This window comes from Amycolatopsis pigmentata, assembly GCF_042684065.1.
Classification (GTDB): Bacteria; Actinomycetota; Actinomycetes; order Mycobacteriales; family Pseudonocardiaceae; genus Amycolatopsis_E; species Amycolatopsis_E pigmentata.
Window position 1 is genome coordinate 38,558 of record NZ_JBHUKR010000013.1, and the last position, 14,314, is coordinate 52,871.

13 protein-coding genes and 1 pseudogene are annotated in these 14,314 nt (G+C 68.8%); 4 read left to right on the forward strand and 10 right to left on the reverse strand.

Features of this window, described 5'->3' with window-relative positions:
• Positions 1 to 13: 13 nt before the first annotated feature.
• Complete coding sequence (locus ACFSXZ_RS25215; protein ID WP_378267660.1) at positions 14 to 589, reverse strand: PadR family transcriptional regulator; 576 nt, start codon at positions 587 to 589, stop codon at positions 14 to 16.
• Positions 590 to 674: 85 nt separating this feature from the next.
• Here ACFSXZ_RS25215 and ACFSXZ_RS25220 point away from each other — a divergent pair, with 85 nt between their 5' ends.
• On the forward strand, positions 675 to 2,012 hold the full coding sequence (locus ACFSXZ_RS25220) for a carotenoid oxygenase family protein (RefSeq protein WP_378267661.1): 1,338 nt from the start codon (positions 675 to 677) through the stop codon (positions 2,010 to 2,012).
• A gap of 87 nt (positions 2,013 to 2,099) precedes the next feature.
• Here the strand turns inward: ACFSXZ_RS25220 and ACFSXZ_RS25225 are convergent, their stop codons facing one another.
• Genes ACFSXZ_RS25225 through vapB form a run of 3 tightly spaced genes read right to left on the reverse strand, consistent with a single transcriptional unit; the run spans position 2,100 to position 5,160 of the window.
• Positions 2,100 to 4,448 (reverse strand): LuxR C-terminal-related transcriptional regulator, encoded by a 2,349-nt coding sequence (locus tag ACFSXZ_RS25225; protein WP_378267662.1) that lies wholly within the window; start codon positions 4,446 to 4,448, stop codon positions 2,100 to 2,102.
• A 32-nt stretch (positions 4,449 to 4,480) separates the two neighbouring features.
• On the reverse strand, positions 4,481 to 4,942 hold the full coding sequence (locus tag ACFSXZ_RS25230) for a PIN domain nuclease (protein ID WP_378267663.1): 462 nt from the start codon (positions 4,940 to 4,942) through the stop codon (positions 4,481 to 4,483).
• On the reverse strand, positions 4,939 to 5,160 hold the full coding sequence (gene vapB, locus ACFSXZ_RS25235; RefSeq protein ID WP_378267664.1) for a type II toxin-antitoxin system VapB family antitoxin: 222 nt from the start codon (positions 5,158 to 5,160) through the stop codon (positions 4,939 to 4,941). The genes ACFSXZ_RS25230 and vapB overlap by 4 nt, the downstream gene beginning before the upstream one ends.
• 135 nt (positions 5,161 to 5,295) lie before the next feature.
• Here vapB and ACFSXZ_RS25240 point away from each other — a divergent pair, with 135 nt between their 5' ends.
• A complete protein-coding gene (locus ACFSXZ_RS25240) occupies positions 5,296 to 6,081 on the forward strand; it encodes a class I SAM-dependent methyltransferase (RefSeq protein WP_378267665.1) in 786 nt (261 codons plus the stop codon).
• Positions 6,082 to 6,088: 7 nt separating this feature from the next.
• Here ACFSXZ_RS25240 and ACFSXZ_RS25245 read toward each other — a convergent pair whose 3' ends face one another.
• Both ACFSXZ_RS25245 and rox read right to left on the reverse strand, forming a co-directional pair.
• On the reverse strand, positions 6,089 to 6,976 hold the full coding sequence (locus ACFSXZ_RS25245; RefSeq protein ID WP_378267666.1) for a TIGR03560 family F420-dependent LLM class oxidoreductase: 888 nt from the start codon (positions 6,974 to 6,976) through the stop codon (positions 6,089 to 6,091).
• A 131-nt stretch (positions 6,977 to 7,107) separates the two neighbouring features.
• Positions 7,108 to 8,534, reverse strand: a pseudogene (gene rox, locus ACFSXZ_RS25250) (rifampin monooxygenase).
• A 124-nt stretch (positions 8,535 to 8,658) separates the two neighbouring features.
• Here rox and ACFSXZ_RS25255 point away from each other — a divergent pair.
• On the forward strand, positions 8,659 to 9,519 hold the full coding sequence (locus tag ACFSXZ_RS25255; RefSeq protein ID WP_378267667.1) for an LLM class flavin-dependent oxidoreductase: 861 nt from the start codon (positions 8,659 to 8,661) through the stop codon (positions 9,517 to 9,519).
• Positions 9,520 to 9,569: 50 nt separating this feature from the next.
• On the opposite strand, the gene ACFSXZ_RS25260 is transcribed toward ACFSXZ_RS25255, so the two are convergent.
• From ACFSXZ_RS25260 to ACFSXZ_RS25275, 4 genes are all read right to left on the reverse strand, one after another.
• A complete protein-coding gene (locus tag ACFSXZ_RS25260; protein WP_378267774.1) occupies positions 9,570 to 10,202 on the reverse strand; it encodes a response regulator in 633 nt (210 codons plus the stop codon).
• Positions 10,203 to 10,328: 126 nt separating this feature from the next.
• Entirely contained in the window at positions 10,329 to 11,480 is a 1,152-nt protein-coding gene (locus ACFSXZ_RS25265; RefSeq protein WP_378267668.1) for a sensor histidine kinase, read from the reverse strand.
• Positions 11,477 to 12,037 (reverse strand): DUF1453 domain-containing protein, encoded by a 561-nt coding sequence (locus tag ACFSXZ_RS25270; protein ID WP_378267669.1) that lies wholly within the window; start codon positions 12,035 to 12,037, stop codon positions 11,477 to 11,479. The genes ACFSXZ_RS25265 and ACFSXZ_RS25270 overlap by 4 nt, the downstream gene beginning before the upstream one ends.
• A gap of 169 nt (positions 12,038 to 12,206) precedes the next feature.
• Positions 12,207 to 13,118 carry a CPBP family intramembrane glutamic endopeptidase gene (locus ACFSXZ_RS25275; protein ID WP_378267670.1) on the reverse strand — a complete coding sequence of 304 codons (912 nt, stop codon included), beginning with the start codon at positions 13,116 to 13,118 and terminating at the stop codon, positions 12,207 to 12,209.
• 285 nt (positions 13,119 to 13,403) lie between these two features.
• On the opposite strand from ACFSXZ_RS25275, the gene ACFSXZ_RS25280 reads away from it, so the two are divergent.
• Positions 13,404 to 14,312, forward strand: a complete 909-nt coding sequence (locus tag ACFSXZ_RS25280) for a LysR family transcriptional regulator (RefSeq protein ID WP_378267671.1) — start codon at positions 13,404 to 13,406, stop codon at positions 14,310 to 14,312.
• Positions 14,313 to 14,314: the final 2 nt, after the last annotated feature.

Sequence of the window (14,314 nt, forward strand, 5' to 3'; positions counted from 1 at the left end):
TGATCCTGCCGCGTCAACCACGCCTCCGTGTGCGCCGGGCGTTCTTGTCCGTGGTCCGTTGGTGTTCCACTTTGTCCAGTTCGTCGATGGCCCAGCGGGCCCAGTCGCGTTGGAGCCGGTGCCAGCGCAGACCGAACTCGGCCGCGAGCCGGGCGAAGGGCGGTTTTTCGCCCGGCCGCGCGTCCGTCTCGATGCGCTCGATGACCTGGCTCAACTCCGCCACACCGGCTTCACCGTCCGCCACCACGTCGCCGATCAGCGTGCGCATGTCGCCGGTGTCCAAAGCGGACAGAAGGAAGAGTCGCAGGATGTATTCGCTGCGCACCGGCGTGTCCTTGCGTGTGAACATCCACTCGCGCAACTCGGCGGTCCCTCGCTCGGTGATGCCGTAGGTCTTGCTGCCGCGCGCACCCTCGCCGACGACCTCGACGAGCCCGTCGGCGGTCATCTTCTTCAGCTCCGGGTAGATGTGGCTGTGGCTGGCATGCCAGGCGTAACGGGACAACGACTGCTCGAAGCGTTTGCTCAGGTCGTAGCCGGTCTGGGGGCGATCGGCGAGCAGTCCGAGCAATGCGTGGCGCAACGACATCCGGAAATCCTAACCGACAAGATGGACATGGACCGATTGTTATGTACGGATTGACATGTACTAAGGTACATGTCATGGTTGATCCATGATCGAACAGACTCCGAGTTACCTGACCGGCCATCTGGCCCCCGTTTCCGACGAGATCGAAGCCGTCGGGCTGCCCGTCGTCGGTGCGCTCCCGCCCGAGCTGACCGGCCGCTACTTCCGCAACGGACCGAACCCGCTGCCCGGCGAGGATCCGGGCAGCTGGTTCACCGGTCACGGCATGCTGCACGGTGTCCGGCTCGACCGGGGCCGGGCCGAGTGGTACCGAAACCGGTGGGTGCGCTCGACCCGCCTGGAGGGCGCGTCCTACCGCCGCGCGGACGGCACCCTCGACATGGCGGCGAGCGCGGCGAACACGTCCGTGATCGAGCATGGCGGCAAGATCTTCGCGCTGATGGAGACCAGCCACCCGTTCGAGCTGACCCCCGAACTGGACACCATCGGACCGTGCGACTTCGGCGGCAGGCTCACCACCGGCATGACCGCCCACCCCAAGGAGGACCCGGCCACCGGGGAACTGCACCTGTTCGATTACGGCGTGCGGCCGCCGTTTCTGACCTACCACCGGCTCACCGCGGCGGGCGAGCTGACGACGAGCTTCCCGGTCGAGGTCGGCGGCCCGACGATGATGCACGACTTCGCGATCACCGCAAACCACGTGGTGTGGCTCGACCTGCCGGTCGTCTTCGACCGCGAACTTGTCGGCCGAGGCATGCCCTACCAGTGGAGCGACCACTACACCGCGCGGATCGGGCTCATGGGCAAGGACGAGCCGACGGTGCGATGGTTCGACATAGAACCGTGCTACGTCTTCCACGTCGGCAACGCCCGCGAGGACGAACAGGGCCGCGTCGTGCTGGACGCCATTCGCTACAGCCGTGACGCGTGGTTTTCCACCTGGTCCTGGATCGGTGGCGTGCCTCTGGCCGAACAGGCCGCGCGCCGGTCCGTGTCCAACCTTCACCGCTGGATCCTCGACCCGGCCACCGGCACGGTCACCGAGCGGGAACTGGACGACGGCAACGCCGAATTCCCCACCGTCGACGACCGCCGCGTCGGCCTGCCCAACCGCTACCTCTACGCCGTGGACGACCACGCGATCGTCAAGTACGACAGCGAACGCGGCCGGATCGCGCGCCACGAACTCGGCGAAGGCAGGCACGCCGGAGAAGCCGTGTTCGTTCCGGCGGCAGAGGACGCGGGGGAGGACGAGGGCTGGCTGCTGTCGATCGTCACGCACGACGATCCCGCCGTGGCATCGGAACTGCTCGTGCACGACGCCACCGATCTGGCCGCGAAACCGGTCGCCGCCGTACGGCTGCCCCGCCGGGTGCCCGCGGGCTTCCACGGAACCTGGATCCCTGACGAGGCACTCTGACCGCGCACCGTTCTTCCGCCACTTGATGGACAAACCCGGTGGTGACGCGCACTCTGCCCACCACTCTGCCCACAGAGCGATTCCGCGTTATTTCGTGGTCTTGTCGTCCTGGGGCACACGATGCCGGATCATCCAGGAGGCGATCTGGGACCGCGAGGTGAAGCCCAGTTTCTTCAAAATGTTCTCCACGTGGCTTTCCGCCGTGCGTGGTGCGATGACCAGTGTCTGGGCGATCCCCTTGTTGGACATGCCGTCGGCGATCAGGCCCGCGATCTCGTTCTCCCGGCGGGTGAGCACCTGCGAGGAATCCGCCGACCGGCCCGGTTCCCGCGTGGGAGTTTCCTGCAGGGCGAAGGTGAGGACGTCATCGGGTGCGAGTCGCATGCCGCTGCGGAAGGCGCTGTCGAATGCTTCGCCTCCCAGCGCGGTGCGAAGCCCGGCTTCGCACTGATCGTGCTGGTGCCGCATCGGCTGGCGCCATCGCGGCCCCCCGATCATGTGCCAGATGCCCTCCGTCGCGCCGAGTAGCTGTGCTCCCAGGTTGTGGCGGCCTTCCGCCTGCGCGATCCAGGCGAGTACTTCGAGGCATTGCCCGATGCCCAGATCGTCGTTGAAGATCTTTTTCAAGCGGAGACTGTCTTTGATCAGCCGGCCGGCGCGCCGGGAGTCGCCGAGGCGTAGCGCGCAGACGCTCAGGTCCCACAGCGCGACCGATTCCGACCACCGCGCCCGGTGCTTCCTCGACAGCGCCAGGCACTCCTCGGCGATGTCCTCCACTGGGGGGTCGTCGCCGAGGGCGGTGGCGACGGCGAGATGGTGCAAGGCGTACCACTCGCCGTTCAGATCACCCGCGGCCCGGTAACGCGCCAGCGCCTGTCCCACCAACGACTTCGCGCGCTCGTAATCACGGCGGGCCAGCGCGGCGTAACCGGACAACTGCAAAACCCCGGTCGCGGACGTGTCATCGTGGATACTTTCCGCGAGTACGCCGCACTCCTCCAGAAGGCGGGAGGCGGCCGCCCACTCGCCCTCGGACTGTGCGAGCCAGGCGTTGACCCACAGTGCCTTGGCGCGGGCAGGACTGGGGCCGGGGCAGGCGGCCAGCGCCCGCTCGGCCCAGTACCGGCCCTCGGGGACGCCGGACTGGAGGGAATTCCACATGAACCGGTGACACCAGAAAGAACCGGTCATTTCGAGCGCCCTGCATGCTTCACCCGGTTCCGACAGGGAGAATTCCATCGCCGCGCGGAGGTTGGGCACCTCGAGCCACAGCCGCCGGGTCCACTCCGCCTGGTCCGGCCCCACCCAGTTCGCCTCCGCGTCGGCTACCTGGCGCGCGTAACAGTCACGATGCCGACGACGCGCTGTCTTCTCTTCACCGGATTCGGCCAGCAGCTCTCGGCCGTAACCGCGGATCGACTCGAGCAGCCGGTACCGGACGTGCGGGCCCTGGTCTTCGCAGAGCAGGACCGACTTGTCGACCAGCCCGCTCAGCAGGGTGACCAGGTCGTCCCGGGCTACGCAGGGGAGGCCACAGACCTCCTCGGCGGCCTCCAGGTCGAAGCCGCCGGAGAACACCGACGACCAGGCCCACAATCGCCGTTCTTCCGGTGAGCACAGCTGGTAACTCCAGTCGATGGCCGCCCGGAGCGTCTGCCTGCGGGGAGGCACGGTCGGGTCGGCCGTGGTGAGCAGGCGGAAGCTGTCATCGAGACGCTCCGTCACCTGTTCTACCGACAGTACGCGAAGCCGTACCGCGGCCAGTTCGATCGCCAGTGGAATGCCGTCCAGCCGCCGGCACAACGCGACCACGCTGTCCCTGTTTTCAGGCGTCACCGCGAACCCGGGAGCGACCAGCCTGGCCCGTTCGGCGAGCAAGGCGACCGCCGGTTCCACGACGTCCAGATCGGCTGTCGCGACCTCGGGCACGGGGAGCGGAAGGACCGTCATCAACTGCTCACCGGCCACGCCCAGGGGCTCCCGGCTGGTGGCCAGGATTCGCACACCGGGTGCCGTGCTCAGTACTCCGTGTGCGAGGGCCGCGCAGGACTCGAGGAGATGCTCGCAGTTGTCCAGGATCAGGAGCATTTCCTTGTCCACAAGGGACTCTGCCAGCGTCTCCACGGGCGCCTTGCCGTCCTGGGAGAACGCGGGACCGTGGTGGCCGAGCGCCGCGGCCACCGTCCCGGGCAGGAACAGGCCGTCGTCCAAAGTGGTGAGATCGACGAACCAGGTACCGTCGGGAAAGGATCGCTGCACGTTCTTGGCCACCTGAAGGGCAAGCCGCGTCTTCCCCACTCCGCCGACGCCGGTCAAGGTCAGCAGCCGGGTGGTGGACAGCAGATGCCTTGCCTCGGACAACTCGTCCCGGCGGCCCACGAAACTGGTGAGGACGGCCGGAAGGTTGCCCGCCGGCTGGCGTGACGTCCGGGCCATGCGATCCACGCTAAGCGCTTCGTAGTCCCAGGTCAAAGCCGGTCGGGAGGCGTGCCAGGGACGGACGGCCAACCGTCGACGACCAGTCTCTCCGTCGGTTGGCCGGTGATCTGGGCGATGAGGTCGAAGTCTTTGTCCAGGTGTAGCAGCGTGAGGCCAATCAGTTCGGCGGCCGCGCCGATGAGCAGATCGGGGATTGAGGGGGCGCGATGCTGCCCACGTTCGGCCAGAAGAGTCAGCACTTCGACAGCGCGGTCCTCGACGGCAGGCGTCAGATACTCGACAGGCATGTGCGAGAGCGGAGGGCGCCGGAACCCGTCGCGTAGGTCGTCGGCGGAGCGAGCGGAATAGCCGACCTCGAGGAGGGTGATATTGGTGATGTGCACGAGGCCGCGTTCGATACGGGTGGCCCATTCGCCCGCGTCCGGGCTGAGGCCTATCCGAGCGAGTGCGGACTTGTCGATGAGCCAATGGGCGGACGTCCTCGTGGTCACGTCCAGGCCTGGTCCATCACGTCAGGGTTGGTGAGGTCGGAGAACGTGCGAGCGAAGCTCTGGAGATCCTTGGTGGTCACACCGGATGCGGATCTTTGGGCGACGCTGCGTAATTGCCTGCGGACGTACTCGTTGCGCGACAGTCCGAGTCGCGCCGCCTGCGCGTCGATGGCGGCGAGCACGTCGTCGGGGACGTCTCGGATCAGGACATCAGACATGGCTACCTCCTCGATATCGCATGATATCGCATGATGGCCTCAATAAGTCGGTGCTGGTCCGTCCCGCTCCGCTCATCCGTGTCGCCATGAGGAGTAAGTTATCAGTTACTAACTACTAACTGATACGGTGGCCCGGTGGCTGACGACACCTGGGCCGGGCTGGCCGATCTCTTCGTCGACAAGGCCTATGCCTCGGTGAAGGGGTACGTGCGCACCTATGTGATGCACCAGCAGCTGCTGGAGCATTTGCCGCCGCCCCCGGCCGCGGTGCTCGACGTCGGCGGCGGCGCGGGCCATCAATCGTTTCCGCTTGCCCTGGCCGGCTACGAGGTCACGTTGCTCGACTCGTCGCCGGCGATGCTGGACAAAGCCCGGCAGCGACTCCAACGGCTGCCGCCCGAGGCCCGGCAACGGGTGACGCTCGTGCAGGCCGACGGCGAGCACGCCGAGGAGGCGGTGAACGCCCGGCGCTTCGGCGCTGTGTTGAGCCACGGCGTGCTCGGATACCTGGACACGCCGGAGCCGATGATCGACCAGCTGTGCCGCCGCGCCGCTCCCGGTGGCCTGGTCTCCATCATGACGGGAAACGCCCACACCGCAGCGGTGCGCCCGGCCATGGAACGGCGCTGGGACGACGCACTGGCGTCGTTCGACGCCCGGACCGAGATCGGCGTGCTCGGCGTACCGGGCCGGGCCGACACGGTCGAAGAACTCGGTGAGCTTCTGCGCGAACGAGGCGTGGAGCCGCTGCGCTGGTACGGGGTATGGCTGTTCGTCGACTGGCTGGAGTTCGGCGGCGCCGAGCTGGATCCCGGCGATTCGCGGCAGGTGGCCGCGGTCGAACTCGAAGCCGGCCGACGAGATCCCTACCGTCGGCTCAGCCGCGTTTTTCACCTCGTGGGGCGCAAAGCCGCCGGCTGAGGGGTGTTCAGGCGAGTTGCGGGAAGACCTCCGACTGGAGCCGGGCGTAGATCGCGCGAGTCTCGTCCGCGGTCCAGAACAGGGAGGGCACGAGCACCTCGTCCGCGCCCGCCTCGCGCCAGCGCCCGATCGTGTCGACGATCCGGTCGGCCGAACCGGTGAAAAGGTCCGGCGAGCACTCGTTCTCCGGATCCCTCGACAGCATCGGATGCGTGCTGCGCCGGATCGACCGGGGATCCCGTCCGATCCGCTCGCAGTGCTCCTCGAGGATCGCGGACTTGTGCACGAAGATTTCCGGGCTGGACGGGCAGTTCCACTCGTCGGCGTGCTTCGCCACGACGCGCAGCATGCGGCGCTCGCCCTTGGCGCCGATCAGGATCGGGACGCGGGACTGGACCGCCGGGACCCGAGGCGCGCCGGTGACCGTGTAATGCTTGCCCTGCATCGTGGTCGACGGCTGGGTCAGCATCCCGCGAAGCACCTCCAGCCCCTCTTCCAACCGGTCGATGCGCTCACGCACCGGACCGAGAGCCAGGCCGTAGGCGGCATGCTCGTTCAGCTGCCATCCCGCGCCCACACCGAGGACGAGACGACCGCCGCTGAGTGCGTCGATGGTGGCGGCGATGTTGGCGAGGATCGCCGGATGCCGGTAGGTGATACCGGCCACCAGGCTGCACAGGCGCACCCGTGGCACCGCCGTCGCGATTCCCGCCAGGAGGGCGAAACACTCGAACATGGTGCCTTCGCCCACCTCCTCCGTGCCGGTATTGCCGATGAAGTGATCGGCCACCGAAATGCTGGCGAAACCGGCCTGTTCGGCTTCGCGGGCCACGGTGACGATGTCGTCGGCGGACCAGCTGGTGCTCAGCCAGGCTCCGATGGGAAATGCGGGCACGGGGTCTCCCTTGTCCGGACCGAGGTCTGGAAAACCGATCGGCGGTCTCGCACCGGCCGATGCCCGTGGTCATGGCCACCGGCGCGACCATCCTAACCACTGTATGACCGTATTATCACGCGCTCCGGTGGTCAGGCGGCGGCGCCGAACCACCGGGGCAGCCTGCCCAGCAGTTCCCGCTGATCTTCACCGGCCCACGCCACGTGGCCGTCCGGCCGCAGCAGCACGGCGGGCACGTCGAGTTCCTCGCTGACGTCCACGACGTGGTCGACCCGATCTTCCCACCCCGCCACCGAAAGCCGGCCGGTCTGGTCGAGCAGCAGGCCGCGGCCGGCGTGCGTCAGGCCGTAGAGGTGCCCCCGCTTCAGTGCCACGTCCCGCAGCCGCCTGCCCAGCAGATGGTGTCCCTCGCCGAAGTCGTACCGGATCCCGATCGCGGTGATCTTCTCGACCAGGTACCGGTTCACCTCCTCGAAGCCCGCCAGCTCCATGACCAGCCGGCGCACCGCGCGGGCACCCGGCTCGGTGGACAGCAGCTCCATCCGCGCGCGCGTGGTGTCCACCACGGACGCGGCGACCGGGTGCCGTTCGGTGTGGTAGCTGTCCAGGAGTCCCTCGGGTGCCCAGCCGCAGACCGCGGCGGCCAGTTTCCAACCGAGGTTGAACGCGTCCTGGATGCCGAGGTTGAGGCCCTGACCGCCGGTCGGCGGGTGGACGTGTGCCGCGTCCCCGGCCAGCAGCACGCGGCCGGCCCGGTAACGCTCGGCCAGCCGGGTGGCGTCACCGAACCGGGACAGCCAGCGCGGCGAGTGCACGCCGAAGTCGGTACCGGCGACGGCCTTCAGTCGCCGCTTGAAGTCTTCGAGACTCGGCGGGACCGAGCGGTCCTCGGCCAGTCCGTCGGCGGGCACGACGACGCGGTACACCCCGTCGTTCCTGAGGGAGTCGAGGCCGAACCGCAACTGGGTCTTGCGGACCTCGGTCACCACGGCGGTCACCGTCTCCGGTGGCACGCTCACCTCCATTTCTCCCAACAGCGTTTCGACCGTGGACGGCTCGCCCGGGAAGCCGATGCCGAGCAGACCGCGGACCGTGCTGCGGCCGCCGTCGCAACCGACGAGGTACCGGGCGCGCAAACGCGTGCCTTCCGCCAGTTCCACCGTCACGCCGTCGTCGTCCTGGCTCAAGCCGGTCACCTCGCGACCGCGCCGGATCTCCGCGCCGAGTTCCGTGGCGCGCCCGGCCAGCAGGCGGTCGACGACGGGTTGCGGGATGCCGAGGGTGTAGGCGTGGGCGGTGTCCAGCCGTTCGGGCGACGGCCTGGCGATCGCGGCGAAGAAACCACCGACCGGATACCGCTTGCCGTGCGCGAGGAACCGGTCCAGCAGACCGCGCTGCTCCATCACCTCGATGCTGCGCACTGCAGACCGAGCGCACGGACCATCTTGGCCGGCTCCGCCTCCTTCTCCAGCACGAGCACTCCGACACCGTGCAGCCGCAACTCGCAGGCCAGCATCAAGCCGGTCGGTCCGCCGCCGGCGATGATCACGTCGAACATGGGCCCCCTGATTCGCGAAAATCGCTTTCCGGTCGCGGATTCTGCGGCACGACCCGGGTCTTGCGGCAAGACCCCCGGTGCGATATATGGTGAAACCGGCGGGGGAACACGGTAGAAAAGCGTTATGGTCGATCTTGGGGTCATCTTCCGGCCGCAACTCCCGCTGGAACGGCTGCGCGCCATGGCTCGCGCCGCGGACGAGGCGGGCCTGGCCGAATTGTGGTTATGGGAGGACTGTTTCTTCGACGGCGGCATCGCGACGGCGGCGGCCGCGCTGGCCTGGACCGGCCGGTTGCGAGTGGGTGTCGGCGTGTTGCCGCTGCCGCTCCGCGCGGTCACGCTGACCGCGATGGAAGCCGCGAGTTTGCACCGGCTCTTCCCCGACCGGTTCATCCTCGGTGGCGGGCACGGGGTTCAGGAGTGGATGGGCCAGGCCGGTGTGCGGGTGGACTCACCGCTGACATTGCTGCGCGAGTATCTCACCGCCCTGCGCGCGCTCCTGCGTGGTGAAACGGTCAGCACCACCGGCCGGTACGTGCGGCTCACCGATGTCGCCCTGGAACGGCCTCCGGCCACGCCCCTGCCGGTCTTGACCGCCGCAACCGGTCCGCGCACGTTGCGGCTGGCCGGTGAGGTGGCGGACGGCACCGTCCTGACCGCCGCCACCCGGCCGGACACGGTGCGCCGCGCCCGTGCGCTGATCGGCGAGGCCGGCCGCACCGACCCGCACCGGGTAGTGGTCTACCTGCACGCCGCCGCCGGTCCGGACGCCACCGCCCGAATGCGCGCCGAACTCGACCGGTGGCGGGAGCCCATGCTGCCGGAGTACGCCCGTGAGGTGACCGCGAGCACGGTGGCCGAGGCGGTGGCCAACCTGGCCGAGGCGGGCGCGGATTCCGTTGTGCTGCAACCCACCGCCGACGAGACAGACCCGGCCGGCTTCGCCCGCTGGGCGGCCGAGGAGGTCCGCCCGCTGGTGTCCTGACGTTTCCGGTAAGCGCTTTCTCGGTGGTTCTTTTCGGTGCTTTCCCGGGATTACCGCGTCGGCCGGTTCTTTGCGGCGACGGTGAGCGCCAAACGCACGGCATCGGCCCGGGAGTGCAGATCCGCCTTCGCGAACAGATTGTTGATGTGGGTCTTCACCGTGGCCTCGGTGATGTACAACTGCCGGGCGATTTCGGTGTTCCGGAGACCCTGCCCGATCAGGTCGAGGATCTCCCGTTCTCGGGCGGTGAGCGGCACGGCGGTCTCCGGGGCTGCCGCTCCCGCCGCGCTCGATGGCGCCGCGCCCGGTTCGGTCGCGGCAACGCGCGTGGCGAGGGTGAGCAGCCGCGACTGCACGGCCGGGTCGAGAACCGAGTGCCCGGCGTGCGCGCTGCGCACGGCCTGGACGATGGTGGCCCGTGCGGCGTCCTTGGTGAGGTAGCCGCGGGCACCGGCGCGGAGCGCGGCGAGGATGGATTCGTCGTCCTCGAACGTGGTCAGCACCACGACCGGCAGGCCGGGCCGCGTGGTGTGGAGCAGGCCGGTGGCCTCCACGCCGTTCATGACCGGCATGGTGAGATCCATCAGCACGACCTGGGGTTCGTGCTCGCCGACCGCGGCGATCGCGTCCTCACCGTTGGCGGCGGTGCCGACGACGGTGATGTCGGGGTCGAGGTCGAGCATGACGGCAAGAGCTTCGCGGACCGCCGCCTGGTCGTCCACGACCAGCAACCTGATCGGTGTCAACAGTTTCCCTCCGCAAGTCTGCGCTGTGGTCGCCTTGACAGCCGCGGGTCGATACAAGGGGTGTCATCGAGGCAACTCCAATCGCACCGTCCAGCCTGCCGGTTCGGCGGGACCGGCGTACAGCGTGCCACTGAGCAGACTGGCACGTTCGCGCATGCCGACCAGACCCATCCCACTGCCCGGGTCATCGGGCGAGGCGAGCGATCCGGGCGCCCCGTTGTCGGTGACCGTCAGCCGAATCAGGTGGTCGGTGTAGTCCAGCAACAGATTCACCTCGGCGCCGCGGGCGTGCCGGTGTGCGTTGGTGATCGCCTCCTGCGCGGTGCGGATGACGGCCTGGGCCGCCTCGACCCGGACTTCACCCGGCTCGCCGCGTAGCGCGAATTTCGCGGAGTTGCCTTCCGCGAGCCGTGCGATGGTTTCCGGCAGCGGCAGTGTGTCTTCGCGCAGGGCGTGAAGCGCACGACGGGTCTCGCCGATCCCGGACACCGCCATGGCCCGTGCGCGCCGCACCGCCTCGTTGGCCTCGGTGTCGCGGCCGTCGCCGTGCAGGGCATCGGCCATCTCCAACTGCAGGGCGATACCGGACAGGGAATGGCCGAGGACGTCGTGGATTTCCCGGGCGATCCGGCCACGTTCCTCCAACGCGGCCTCTCGGGCTTCGGACGCCGCCGCGCGTTTGCCCTCCCGCGCGGCCAGTTCGGCCGCGGCGATCGCGTTCGCCCGGTCACGGCGGGCGGTGCCGACGTAGACCGGCAGGCCCACCGTCAGCGCCAGCCACCACGGCGATTGGCCGGGCAGGTGCACCAGGGTGGCGCCCCAGGTCGCGGCCGTGGCGACGGCCGACCCGGCGCCGACGATCACGAACGCGGTCCGGCGGGAGGCGGGCTTTTCCCCTGCCGTGGCGGCCGCGAGATAGGCCAGCGCCATCGCCCCCGTGCCCTGGGCCAACGGGAACAGAAGCGCGCCGGCGAGCATGAACGAGGACACCAGCACCACCTGGACCCGGTCCGGGACGCGGCGCGCGGGCAGCGTGGTGATCATGCCGGAGGCGATCGCCACCACCGTCAGTACCCAGACCAGCCAAGGGAGAAAGCCCAGCGGGCGCACGGCGAGCTGGACCACGCTGACGGCCGCGACGGTGGCGAGGATGAACGGGCGGGCCAGTTCGTCGGCGAATCGCGGTGCCGGCCGCACCGGACCGGCTGTGGTCATCGACCGCGACGACCGTGTCGGTCCTGGCGGTCACGGAACCCGTCCAGCAGGGGGGACAGAGCGACCGCCTGGCCGCCTCGCCCCATGGCTCCTGTCATCCGGCCGTTGGTCCGCATGGCCTTGGACATTACCGCCAGGCCCTCCACCAGCAGGCCGGCGCCCAGCGTGAGCATCAGCCCGCTGCTCGCCGCGTGCTCGGCCTTCGGGTCGGCGAGCCCCAGCGCGAAACCGGCACCGAACTTCACCACCAGGTTGGCCGCCCACAGCACCAAGGTCGTCACCGTGTACCGGAGATGGACCACGCCGTCCTTCTCGAACACCCGGATGCTCGCCCCGCGCAACAGGCCCAGCACCAAGCTGATCACGGTGGTGCCGACGAGGAACCCGATGGAGACCGGTGACTGCGCCACCTTGGTCAGGTCGGTGAAACCGACTCCGGTGAGCACGGCGGGCAGCAGCAGCGTGCGCCTGGCGTCGACCGGTTCACCGAGCAGACGGCGAGCAAGGACGTAGCCGACAGCGGCGATGATCAGAACGATTTCGAGAGGACCGCTCAACGGTCCCACCTCCCACGGCGAAACAGGTCATCGGAACGCACCCGACGCTAGAAGGATCACGGGCCACCGTCGTGGGGCGACCGCCGTATCCCGGGTGGAGATCCGTCTCCACCCCGGACATGATCGTGTGCCCGCGCGGGACTCGCGCCGGGCACATGATCGGAGGGGATCAGGCGAGGGTGGCTCGCGGTTCCCGGGTCTGGCCGCGTCGCACGATGTTGCCGCGGCGGACGCCGTAGGCGATCATGAGGCCGGCGGCCAGCAGGCAGGAGAAGATGGCCGCCACGCCCGCTTCGGGGCCGAACGAACCGCCGGTGACGACCGGGGAGCCGGTGAGGGTGGTTTGGATCAGGCTGCCGAATTCGCTGGTCTTGCCCGAGACCGCGGTGCCGAAGCCGGCTTCGAAGGTGTTCCAGGCGAAGTGGAGGCCGATCGGCACCCACAATGTGCGGGTGGCCATGTAGCCGGCGCCGAGGAGAAGCCCGCCCTGCAGGATGATCGCGCACACGCCCCACAGTTCCGCGCCCGCGCTGGTTTCGGAGATCCCGCCGAGGTGTATCACGCCGAAGAGAACCGCGGAGATCGCCAGCGCGATCCAGGTACCGAAGCGTTCTTCGGCGATGCGGAAGACGACTCCCCGGAAGACCACTTCTTCGGTGACCGCGGTGCAGGCCATGATCCCGATCGTGCCCAGGAACTTCCCGGAGTCGCCGCCGGTCACCTGCCAGCCGCCGAACACCAGGATGATCAGCATGGTGAGCAGGAACGCGCCACCCCCGAGTGCGGTGCCCACCAGCAGCCCGGACCGGGCCTTTTCGCGCGGCAGCTCGGTGACCGACCGCCGCCCTTCGACGAACTTGCTCAGCCGGACGTAGCAGAACAAGACGACCGCTCCGGCGGCCACGCCCACCAGAAAGTCCAGAATGGACAGACCGGCCAGGACCACGGTCAGCTCCTGCGCGGCGGCCATCAGGACCAGGGTGGCGATCAGCAGCAACGGGAAGCGCCAGGTCCGCAACCAGGCCGGCGCCCTGCGCCCGGTGGCGGCGGTCTCGGTCCTGGCAGGGTTTCGGGAGAACATCTCGGGGTTTCCTTTCCTCGGTTTCGCGGCTGGCGCGTCGGCCTGTGAGCGAAAAACTACGAGGTGAGAGCCCTGTCGCGAATCACCCCGCTGCGGACATTCGCGAGTAGCTCATGCGGGGGACAACGGGTGATCGGCAGATCAATTCAGTGGCTCGTTCTCGGCGGACGACGTGCCCGGGCGCGCTGGGTGAGCCAATGAAACTTCGCATCACGCAATACGGTTCGTGTATCACCCCAGTTCGTGACCGCCGCACAGCCTTGGGCCGGGAGTACCGTGGGGGCCATGCCGGACTCGCCTGACGTGGACCTGGACCTGCGACTGGTGCACTGCTTCACGGTCGTCGCCGAACACCGGCATTTCGGCCGCGCGGCCGAGGCCCTGCACGTGACCCAGCCGTCACTGAGCCGGCAGATCCACCGCCTCGAGCACCAGATCGGCGCCCGGCTGCTGGACCGGACCCCGCGGGGCAGCAGCCTCACCGAGGCAGGCAAGGTGTTCCTGCCGCAGGCCAAGGCACTGCTGCGCAGTGCGGCTCAGGCCGTCGCGCGCACCAAGGCCGCGGCCCAGCCCAGCCGCCTCACCATCGGTTACACCACAGGCATGATCATCACTCCCGCCGTCCGCGAGATGCGCCACCGGCATCCCGACGCCGACGTGCGTGTCCAGTACGTGTCCTGGAACGACGTCCAGCAGGCACTGCTGGAACATCGGATGGACGTGGTGGTCGCGCGGCTGCCTTTTCCCACCGAGGGGTTGCGCGTCACGGTCCTCTACGACGAGCCGCGCGTCCTGATCGTGCCCCGGGATCATCGGCTGGCGGGCAAGGAACACATCACCCTCGACGACATCGCCGACGAGCCGATGCCCCGGCTCCGCGATTCGGACCCGGCGTGGAGTGCCTACTGGCGCATCGATCCGCGTCCCGACGGCCGTCCCGCGCCCGACGGTCCGGTCATCGACAGCATCGAGGACAAGTTCGAACTCGTCGCCGCCGGGCAGGCCGTGGTCGTCGCCGTCGACAACGGCATCACCGCGCTGCGTCCCGACCTCACCGCGATTCCGGTGGACGACATCGATCCCTCGCACGTCGTGCTGGCCACTCGCGCGGACGAGCGCGGACGTCTGGTCGCCGCGTTCCGCAAGTACGCCGAGGCTCACCTCACCGGGCCTTCGTCAGCCGCGACCGGGTAAAC

What these genes read in the sequence shown, in the direction of transcription:
- ACFSXZ_RS25215 (WP_378267660.1), bottom strand. Translation starts at nt 589, where the DNA reads ATGTCGTTGCGCCACGCATTGCTCGGACTGCTCGCCGATCGCCCCCAG.
- ACFSXZ_RS25220 (WP_378267661.1), top strand. Translation starts at nt 675, where the DNA reads ATGATCGAACAGACTCCGAGTTACCTGACCGGCCATCTGGCCCCCGTT.
- ACFSXZ_RS25225 (WP_378267662.1), bottom strand. Translation starts at nt 4,448, where the DNA reads ATGGCCCGGACGTCACGCCAGCCGGCGGGCAACCTTCCGGCCGTCCTC.
- vapB (WP_378267664.1), bottom strand. Translation starts at nt 5,160, where the DNA reads ATGTCTGATGTCCTGATCCGAGACGTCCCCGACGACGTGCTCGCCGCC.
- ACFSXZ_RS25255 (WP_378267667.1), top strand. Translation starts at nt 8,659, where the DNA reads ATGGTCGATCTTGGGGTCATCTTCCGGCCGCAACTCCCGCTGGAACGG.
- ACFSXZ_RS25260 (WP_378267774.1), bottom strand. Translation starts at nt 10,202, where the DNA reads ATGCTCGACCTCGACCCCGACATCACCGTCGTCGGCACCGCCGCCAAC.
- ACFSXZ_RS25265 (WP_378267668.1), bottom strand. Translation starts at nt 11,480, where the DNA reads ATGACCACAGCCGGTCCGGTGCGGCCGGCACCGCGATTCGCCGACGAA.
- ACFSXZ_RS25275 (WP_378267670.1), bottom strand. Translation starts at nt 13,118, where the DNA reads ATGTTCTCCCGAAACCCTGCCAGGACCGAGACCGCCGCCACCGGGCGC.
- ACFSXZ_RS25280 (WP_378267671.1), top strand. Translation starts at nt 13,404, where the DNA reads ATGCCGGACTCGCCTGACGTGGACCTGGACCTGCGACTGGTGCACTGC.